The sequence below is a fragment of the Methylobacterium sp. genome (assembly GCF_019745455.1).
Taxonomy (GTDB): Bacteria; Pseudomonadota; Alphaproteobacteria; order Rhizobiales; family Beijerinckiaceae; genus Methylobacterium.
The window spans coordinates 1-7,468 of record NZ_JAIETD010000162.1 but is presented as its reverse complement, the minus strand read 5'-3'; the positions used below and the strand labels follow the sequence as shown (position 1 = coordinate 7,468).

General features: G+C 58.1%; 11 protein-coding genes. 6 read left to right on the top strand and 5 right to left on the bottom strand.

Annotated elements, in window-relative coordinates:
• Positions 1-90 precede the first annotated feature (90 nt).
• A complete protein-coding gene (locus K2Y56_RS25250) occupies positions 91-495 on the bottom strand; it encodes a PilZ domain-containing protein (RefSeq protein WP_292514564.1) in 405 nt (134 codons plus the stop codon).
• Positions 496-1,100: 605 nt separating this feature from the next.
• Here K2Y56_RS25250 and K2Y56_RS25245 point away from each other — a divergent pair.
• Positions 1,101-1,367: a hypothetical protein gene (locus K2Y56_RS25245; protein ID WP_292514562.1), complete on the top strand. Its 267-nt coding sequence runs from the start codon at positions 1,101-1,103 to the stop codon at positions 1,365-1,367.
• A gap of 188 nt (positions 1,368-1,555) precedes the next feature.
• Complete coding sequence (locus tag K2Y56_RS25240) at positions 1,556-2,491, top strand: hypothetical protein (protein WP_292514559.1); 936 nt, start codon at positions 1,556-1,558, stop codon at positions 2,489-2,491.
• Between the two features lie 624 nt (positions 2,492-3,115).
• Here K2Y56_RS25240 and K2Y56_RS25235 read toward each other — a convergent pair.
• The gene (locus K2Y56_RS25235; protein WP_292514556.1) at positions 3,116-3,682 is read right to left on the bottom strand and encodes a recombinase family protein; all 567 of its coding nucleotides are present in this window, start codon (positions 3,680-3,682) and stop codon (positions 3,116-3,118) included.
• A 269-nt stretch (positions 3,683-3,951) separates the two neighbouring features.
• Between K2Y56_RS25235 and K2Y56_RS25230 the strand changes: the two genes are divergently transcribed.
• From K2Y56_RS25230 to K2Y56_RS25220, 3 genes are read left to right on the top strand one after another with little or no spacing between them, the layout of a single operon-like run.
• A complete protein-coding gene (locus K2Y56_RS25230) occupies positions 3,952-4,215 on the top strand; it encodes an AbrB/MazE/SpoVT family DNA-binding domain-containing protein (RefSeq protein ID WP_292514553.1) in 264 nt (87 codons plus the stop codon).
• Entirely contained in the window at positions 4,212-4,598 is a 387-nt protein-coding gene (locus K2Y56_RS25225; RefSeq protein WP_292514551.1) for a PIN domain-containing protein, read from the top strand. Before K2Y56_RS25230 ends, K2Y56_RS25225 begins: the two co-directional genes overlap by 4 nt.
• 16 nt (positions 4,599-4,614) lie before the next feature.
• Complete coding sequence (locus K2Y56_RS25220; protein WP_292514549.1) at positions 4,615-4,740, top strand: hypothetical protein; 126 nt, start codon at positions 4,615-4,617, stop codon at positions 4,738-4,740.
• Positions 4,741-4,746: 6 nt separating this feature from the next.
• On the opposite strand, the gene K2Y56_RS25215 is transcribed toward K2Y56_RS25220, so the two are convergent.
• On the bottom strand, positions 4,747-5,139 hold the full coding sequence (locus K2Y56_RS25215) for a GFA family protein (RefSeq protein ID WP_292514546.1): 393 nt from the start codon (positions 5,137-5,139) through the stop codon (positions 4,747-4,749).
• A 307-nt stretch (positions 5,140-5,446) separates the two neighbouring features.
• Between K2Y56_RS25215 and K2Y56_RS25210 the strand changes: the two genes are divergently transcribed.
• Positions 5,447-5,644 carry a hypothetical protein gene (locus K2Y56_RS25210; protein WP_292514543.1) on the top strand — a complete coding sequence of 66 codons (198 nt, stop codon included), beginning with the start codon at positions 5,447-5,449 and terminating at the stop codon, positions 5,642-5,644.
• 197 nt (positions 5,645-5,841) lie between these two features.
• On the opposite strand, the gene K2Y56_RS25205 is transcribed toward K2Y56_RS25210, so the two are convergent.
• Both K2Y56_RS25205 and K2Y56_RS25200 read right to left on the bottom strand, forming a co-directional pair.
• Entirely contained in the window at positions 5,842-6,258 is a 417-nt protein-coding gene (locus K2Y56_RS25205; protein ID WP_292514541.1) for a MucR family transcriptional regulator, read from the bottom strand.
• Between the two features lie 107 nt (positions 6,259-6,365).
• Positions 6,366-6,995 (bottom strand): TetR/AcrR family transcriptional regulator, encoded by a 630-nt coding sequence (locus K2Y56_RS25200; RefSeq protein WP_292514538.1) that lies wholly within the window; start codon positions 6,993-6,995, stop codon positions 6,366-6,368.
• Between the last annotated feature and the right edge of the window lie 473 nt (positions 6,996-7,468).

The window sequence follows — 7,468 nt, the reverse complement described above, 5'->3', positions numbered from 1 at the left end:
ATCCCTAAGCCCTATCAATGCCTTACGCTACGCTCGCCACCACAGATCCACTGCCCTCGTGAATAAGACAGGCTAGAAGGGTGCTCCGCTTTAGAACGCGGACACCTTGCTGCGCCGGGTGCCGACGGCCTGGTAGTTAGGATCGACCGTGTCACGTGGATCGCTTGATGTCTGAGCGAGCGGCCGCACGGCCTTGGGCGCGATCTTGGCGAACTGCTCGATGATGAGCCCGGCGAAGTGCCCCCGGCGCCAAGCCAGCTTGACCCGGCAGACGTAGTCCTTGCCCACCACCTTGAGCATGAAGCTGTCCGGCAGGGTGTAGGACGCAGGCACGGCGATCTTGGCGCCGGTCTTCGAGACGTCCTTCACGGTGCAAGGGATTTCCGAACCGTCCGGGGTGCGGATGATGCCGATCCAGTCCGTCTTGTTGCGTTGAGCGCGGCCTGGAAAGGCGGCTTGGCCTGCGTCGTCCGGTTGTTGCGCATCCTGGGGCATGCCGGATCAACACCTCTTCGTTGGCGAGGACCGGGGGGACTACCCCGCCGCCCGATCTGCTCACGGGCCGGCGGGGAGGGTCGTCCATCTCACGCATGAGCCGGTATGCAACTTGGCTCGCGAGGAGAATGGGGCTTCGAGGTTAGCGGAGGATCAACCGGCCGATCGGCGCAAAGCCCGGATCGGGACTTGAGGGGCGCCAGAACGAGGGCCGTTCTCACATGCCCCTCCACGAGGGCCGCGCGATGCGGTCGTCACCCGCAGGGCCGAAACCCGGCACGGGGTTCGGGGAGCGCAGCGAGTAGGACGCGGTCCCGAAGGGACGCGCCAATCTCGGACAATTATCGAAGCAACCTGTTTGGACTAAACCGGAGACTCATGAAGAACATTATGATGCTCAAATTACAAAGGGACGACTCTATAGTTAGAGCATACGTTTAATCTCAACAAAAAGATTGACATTGTGCCGCAATGCACCAAAATTGATGACCAGAAAATCATCCTGATATGAAAACAAGTCCGAGGATTGTGCCGCAAACCCCAAGCAAAAATTGGATCAAACCCCCGTACGATCAATTTTATAAATATGCAGGCATGGAAAGCAGATGCAGAAACTGGCAAAAGCGAGCCTAAATAAACTCGGATTTATGTGCAAATTACTGGCCGTTGGTTTCGTAGCCGTTTTCTTTACCGCAGTTATGGTATTAGGCACATTAGCCCTAGCTGTACTGACTGTGCATCATATTACAGAAAAAAGACCGGAAGCGTCCAACCAATTACACCGTGACTACGCGTATTTCGCTCCCATTCTCAAGCAAGCCAATGAATGCGTCACCAATCCTGAGACGCTATTGACTGTTCCACACCCGTGATCGGGGTGGCTTGTCGTTGCTCAACATCATGGGTTCGCCAGATGGGTCAGCGAACGGCCGCCTCCAGAGACGCGGGCCGCGCGATGCGGTCGTCACCCGCAGGGCCGAAACCCGGTACGGGGTTCGGGGAGCGAAGCGAGTAGGACGCGGTCCCGAAGGGACGCGCCCACCCAGAAAGGTATCAAGCAATGAAATCTAAAACCCGACTTTTTGCCGGCTGCGCCATTGTTGCAACTGTATATGCTTTCAGTGCATCGGCAAAAGACTTTGCCCCCGTCAATACGGACCCGCCGGGATTTGGCTTCGATCCAGCAACAACATTTGATATTTTGGGCATAAAGCCGGGCGACACGCTTGATGATGCACGCAACAAGATCAAAAGTACGATGAATAAGGAAACTCGCGACGTAAAATATAGCGCCAATGTATCAAACAACAAAGGCGCGCAGGTCGCCATCAATTTCATCAGCGAAATCAAACTGAAAAGTGATAGCGGCTTAAATCCCATGTACGATCAAGGGAAGTCCGTAGATAAAATTACTGTTTATGTAGCATCTTCGATCTACGATAATAGAGTATTGGGTATTCGTCGTCGTATTTCATTCGGCCCAGGCCAGCTTATAAGTGCTGATGCCATGAGACTTCAGGTTGAAGAGAAATACGGTAAGCCGACGTCTGTGAAACGTGGATACTCGGGCAGCGCCGAACAGCTCATCTACGTCTACTCGAATGGAAAGCTACTTTCGCAAGGCGACTACGCTCCTACCATGCAATCTGGAGTACACGGGGGAAACTCGCCCACTACAGAATACAGCGAGTATTCTGATACTTGGGTGTCAGATGGGCGAACCATAACCGCTAAAATACCGTGTGCGGGATTTGTATTTGGCGGGGTCAATCACCTCGAATATGACTTCAACGACAAAATCAGAATTGTAGATGATAAGTGTTCCGGCATGTTCAGAGTTAACCTCAACGGCCCGCCTGCTGGATTAAATGACGTTAATTTTGAGTTGGTTGACACGAAAAGGACATATGGTTTCAGAAAGGCATTCGACAAGGCAATACTTGACGAACTATCCAATAACTCAACTAGGGCGGATACCCCAAAGCCGAAACTATAATCCTTGAAGTCACCACAGCCGGTTGATGTTCCGCCTCAGCCTGCACTTCCGTAGCTGACAACGCGGTAGCCGTTTTGGCGTCAGATATCGGGGAGGCGAACGATGAGAGGTGCGCGCATGCTTGCGTCGCTGGACAAGTCTGACCGCGCATCGCGTCGATCTGTACGATCGGCCTTTATATGGACGGCGCTCGCGACCCTTACTTTCACAAGCGTAGCCTATTCCGCGTCTACGAGCAGGACCACACGAGCTTATCTGTTTCCTCCAGAGGGTGAGATTGCAGAACGGCTCTCCGCCGTTTCTATTCCCAGTCGAAGCTATACCACCGAAACCGACACCCTATCAGATCTTTATCCTGTTGGCACAGGAATAAAATACGTCTCAAAAGGCCCAAAGACAAAACTACAAAAGCAACTCCGATTGGCCAATTTCTCCTGTTCAACGTTTCCTGAAACACCAACCAGCCGCGGTGTACAAATCTGTACCAACGATGCAGCGGGGTATGACGAAAGAGGTTGCCTGCGTTCCTGGCTGATATTGATCGATATCTTGGACCACAAAAGTCGGTCCTCATTAGAGCGCATACGGTCGTTCGTCCGAAAAGATTGCTGACCTACGGGGCCATTAGGATGGCCTCTCGGTCTGCCCGTCGAGGATGCGGTAGACGCTGGTGCGGGAGATGCCGAGCGCCCGAGCGATGGAGGCGGGACCCTCCCCTGCCGCATCCCGGCGCCGGATTTCGTCCACGGGCATGGATTTCGGCCGGCCCTTGCCAGCGTACACGCCTGCCGCCTTGGCCGCCTCGATGCCGGCGCGCTGGCGCTCGAGGATGAACTTGCGCTCCATCTCCGCCACCATGCCGAGGACGGTGACGACGATCCGGCCGATGTCGCCGCCTGTGGTCATCTCGGGGTCGAGGATGCGCAGGGAGGCGCCCTTCTGGTCGAGGTCATGGACGAGGTTGAGCACGTCGCGGGTGGAGCGGCCGAGCCGGTCGAGGCGGACCACCACCAGCTCGTCGCCCTCGCGCAGGAACTGCATCACGGTGGCGAGTTCTGGCCGGTCGTCGGCGGATTTGCCCGACATCTTCTCCGAGCGGATCACGGTGCAGCCGGCGGCCTTGAGCTTCTCGAGCTGGATGGTGAGGTCCTGATCTGTGGAGGAGACGCGGGCGTAGCCGAAACGGGCCATTCTGGACCTCAAAACGTACCAAAAGGGTGGCTTTGAACGAGGGTACGTAACAATAACCAAAAACGGCCGTTTTAGTACGCGTGGGCGGTGTACCACGAACCTGCCCTAGAACGGTATACCGCTTTGAAGCGGTTAGTTCGATCATCCACGGTTGAATGACACCAGCTTCAAACATCCTCTGAGCCCTAAAATGTCATTCCTTTCGAAATGACATCACCCGTGGATGCAGGTACGCTGCTCTCCTTGCAACGGAGCGTCACTGGCGTCCTATGACCCTTGTTACCGACGTGAAGCTGGCAGCCAATGGCCGCATGCTTCTTCCTCAGGCTGTCCGTGATGCCATGGGTATCACGGGGGAGACGCGCATCATCGTCACCGTCGATGGCACCGAAGTGCGACTTTCCCCGATCAAGAATGTGGTCTCGAAGCTGCAAGCACTCTACCGCGAGTATGCCACGCAGGACTCAGATTCAGACGCCTTCCTTGAAGAGCGCCGCGCCGATGACGCCGATGGCCAGGACGCCAAGGCATGAGCAGTGTCGTCTTCGACACCTCAGCGGTGGTCGCACTGCTGCGTGGTGAGCCTGGGGCGGACGCGGTAGCTGGCAGGGTCGGCCATGCAGCCATGTCGACCGTCAATCTTCAGGAGCTGGTGAAGGCGCTGCTCCTGCGTGGCCTGACGCGGCCTGTGATCGAGGAGATGGTGCAGGAGCTGCGCCTCGACCTACACACCCACGACCGCGACGCGGCCTTTGCCGCCGCCTTTCTGACCGAGGCCACGCGCCAGCATGGCACTGGGCTGGGTGACAGGACCTGCATGGCTCTGGCGATCAAGCTCGGCGTGCCGGTGATGACGACGGATCGCGCCTGGGCGAGCTTGGAGATCCCGGGCTTGTCGGTCGAACTGATCCGCTGACCGGGAGGGCGCCACCATGGCCTCGCATTCCGCCACGATCCACGAGAGCGGCAGGATCGCATTCACCGGAATGGACGGCGTCACGCAGGCCACGCGGAAGCGCTTCATCAACCAAGTCCGCCGAAGGATCGCGCGGCTCTGACGAGTATCAGTCTGGAAACCGCTCGAAGCGCGGCAGGTCGTGGGCGTGCTCCATCCAAGCGATGCGCTCGGCGACCTGAATATGAGCTTGGGGCGGCAAAGCCGCGGGATCGTCGAGAGTGCCGGTCTGCACGTCGATCATTCCCGGCAACATCCGCTCGTTGACGTAGAACAGGCCGGTGCCGCAACGTCCGCAGAAATGGCGCCGCCCATGCTCGGATGAGGCGTAGGCCGTGGGCTCGCCCTGGATCGTCACCTGCCCTGCCGGCACCATCGCCCAGCCGACCATCGGCGCGCCCGCGTGCCGTCGACAGTCGGAGCAGTGGCAGAGCGCGTTGTGCACCGGCTTTCCATGCATGGTGTAGCGGATCGCCCCGCAATGGCAGCCCCCAGTCTGCATCGGTCTTTTCCCCTCCAATTGCGATGCCGGATCATAAAGCATCGAATTGGCCATCGTACCAGGATGCAGAGCTTCCCAAGGATTGTGTAACAAAGCCTAAGACGCGACTGACCATTAGTAATTAAGAGCCGTTGGCAGCATCCATAGTGATCCAGGGGCGATAGCTTGCCCCAACGGCTAGCTGCCCTGCTGATCGTCGGCCTGGCTCCCTGCGTGTTGTCTCGAAGGATCGAATTTTATCGATCTGCGATGCGAATAGTTCCAATATTGCCGCTATCGAACTATGACGCAAAGTTCGAGGCCGCCCATGAATATTGCTCTCGCAGCCGGTGGCATCGTCCTGATGGGCGCGGGTGGATACACCCTGGGAGCCCAGCTCATCGCAACGATGAACGCCTCGTTTTCAGCATCACCTCAGGTCGCGATGTTCACGGTCGCGGGTCTTCTGGCTGATGGCCTGGGCTTCGCCTCGTTCATGCGGGGCTTCCAGAACCATCCCCTGTGACAGTGGTCGATGCTCATTCGACCGATCTAGCTGTTCTTGTACGCAAGGCGGTTTAAGGCCCGGTGGTCCACACAAGCGGTCGGGTTGCCGGTTCCGCGGTATCGGCGTCGCCCGGTGCCTCCTCGTATCCAACCGCCCGCAGGATGCCCTTGTCAGGGTCTGCCTCTACGGCGAAGCGGGTCATCCCGTTGTAGGCCTTAGCCTTTCCGTTTGTCGCGCAGGCCCAAGCCAATATCCTTTTGCCGCTCGGAGTAGTTCGGTGAGACCATTGGATAGTCGGGCGGGAGGCCCCACTTGGCGCGGTACATGTCCGGCGTCAGCCCTAGGGACGTCAGGTGTCGCTTCAAGATTTGGTAGGATTGGCCATTCTCGAAGCTGACCAGGCCATATGGACGGATCGAGGCCTTGATCTCCTCGCGCGTTGGGCTCGTCGTGGTAGAAGATTGATCGTTCGGCAGATTAGTCCCTGATTTCAGGCAGTCAAACGTATGAGCGATGCTTTCAATCAAGCGTTCGACATCCTGTGGAGGGACAGGGTTACGACGAACATATGCGGCAACGACTTGTGTCGTTAGATCCATATGATCGATCTTCTGCGAGTCTTGAGCGCTCAATCTTAAATTCCGCCATCGCTAGATATGATTTTATCAATATAAACTGGACCGGCGGTCTGCGTCCATCATGGGACGGGAGAAAGCATGCGCGGGCTGATGCAGGCCACCTATAGGGTGCCTGTGCGCAAGACCTGCTGGATCGATAGCGTGATCCCGCCGAGGCGGGCATCGGCCAGATCCCACGGTAGGTCGGCATCGAGTTGGATGCCCAAGGGATGGGTGAAGCGGTAGCTCGCGTCGAAGATGTAGGCGATGGCGCGTTCCCGGTTGCGGGCGGCAAAGGCGGAGGAGGCAATCCCCTCCTCGATCACACGCTCGATGAGACTGCGCAGCCGCGTTCGGTGACGCCGAGCCATGGCCCGATCCTTCAACACCGCGTCGAGGTGCACGGCAAAGACGTGGGGATCGTGGCGCTGCGCGTCGCGCTGCCGGCGCGCGAGGGCGACGAGCATGTGCTCGATCTTGTCCTCGGCGGGATCGGGGCCCTCGACGATCCGGACGAGCTCAAGCTCGATCGTCCGCAGCCAGCGCCCCACTACGGCGTCGATGAGGCCTTCCTTGGAGGGGTAATACCGATAGACGTTTGCGTGCGTCATGCCTGATCCCGCCGCCACGGCGCTCACGGTGAGCCTGTGCGGGCCCTTACGGGCTAAATGCTCCGCCGCGACATCGAGCAAGACGACCGCCGCCATCGGGTTGACCTTGTGAGGCGGGCGAGCCCGCTCCAGCGGAGGCATGACGAGCTCGATAGTCGGTTCGCTGCGGGCAGCCGAGGGCTGATCGGTGACAAAACCTGACGACTCTATTTGATTGTCTTCGATCAGACCAATCTTCTCGTCGAACGCGAAAGACGGACCAGGAGGCTGCATCACTATATTGCCGGTCAAGGTTCCGCCCTAAGCCTGGAACATGAACGACCGAGGCATGGCGCCGGCAGTGCATACAAAATTCAGTGAATAGGGCATCGTTACAAAAGACAGACGATCGCCGTCCTTTGTAACGATGGCCGTTTGGCGGCAAGTTGGGTCACATATTCTTTGTGCAACGCTTTCTCGCACTGAGGCTTCCCCGGCCAGCGCCGGCCCTCGGGTAGCAAAGGAAGTCCGTCGCGATGAGCCGACACGAGTTCGAGGGGGCCTGTCGCAAACCCGCAGCGTTTACCCCGCGTTGACCATGCAGCCCGCATGGTGCCTCCAGTCCCGGAGGCCAC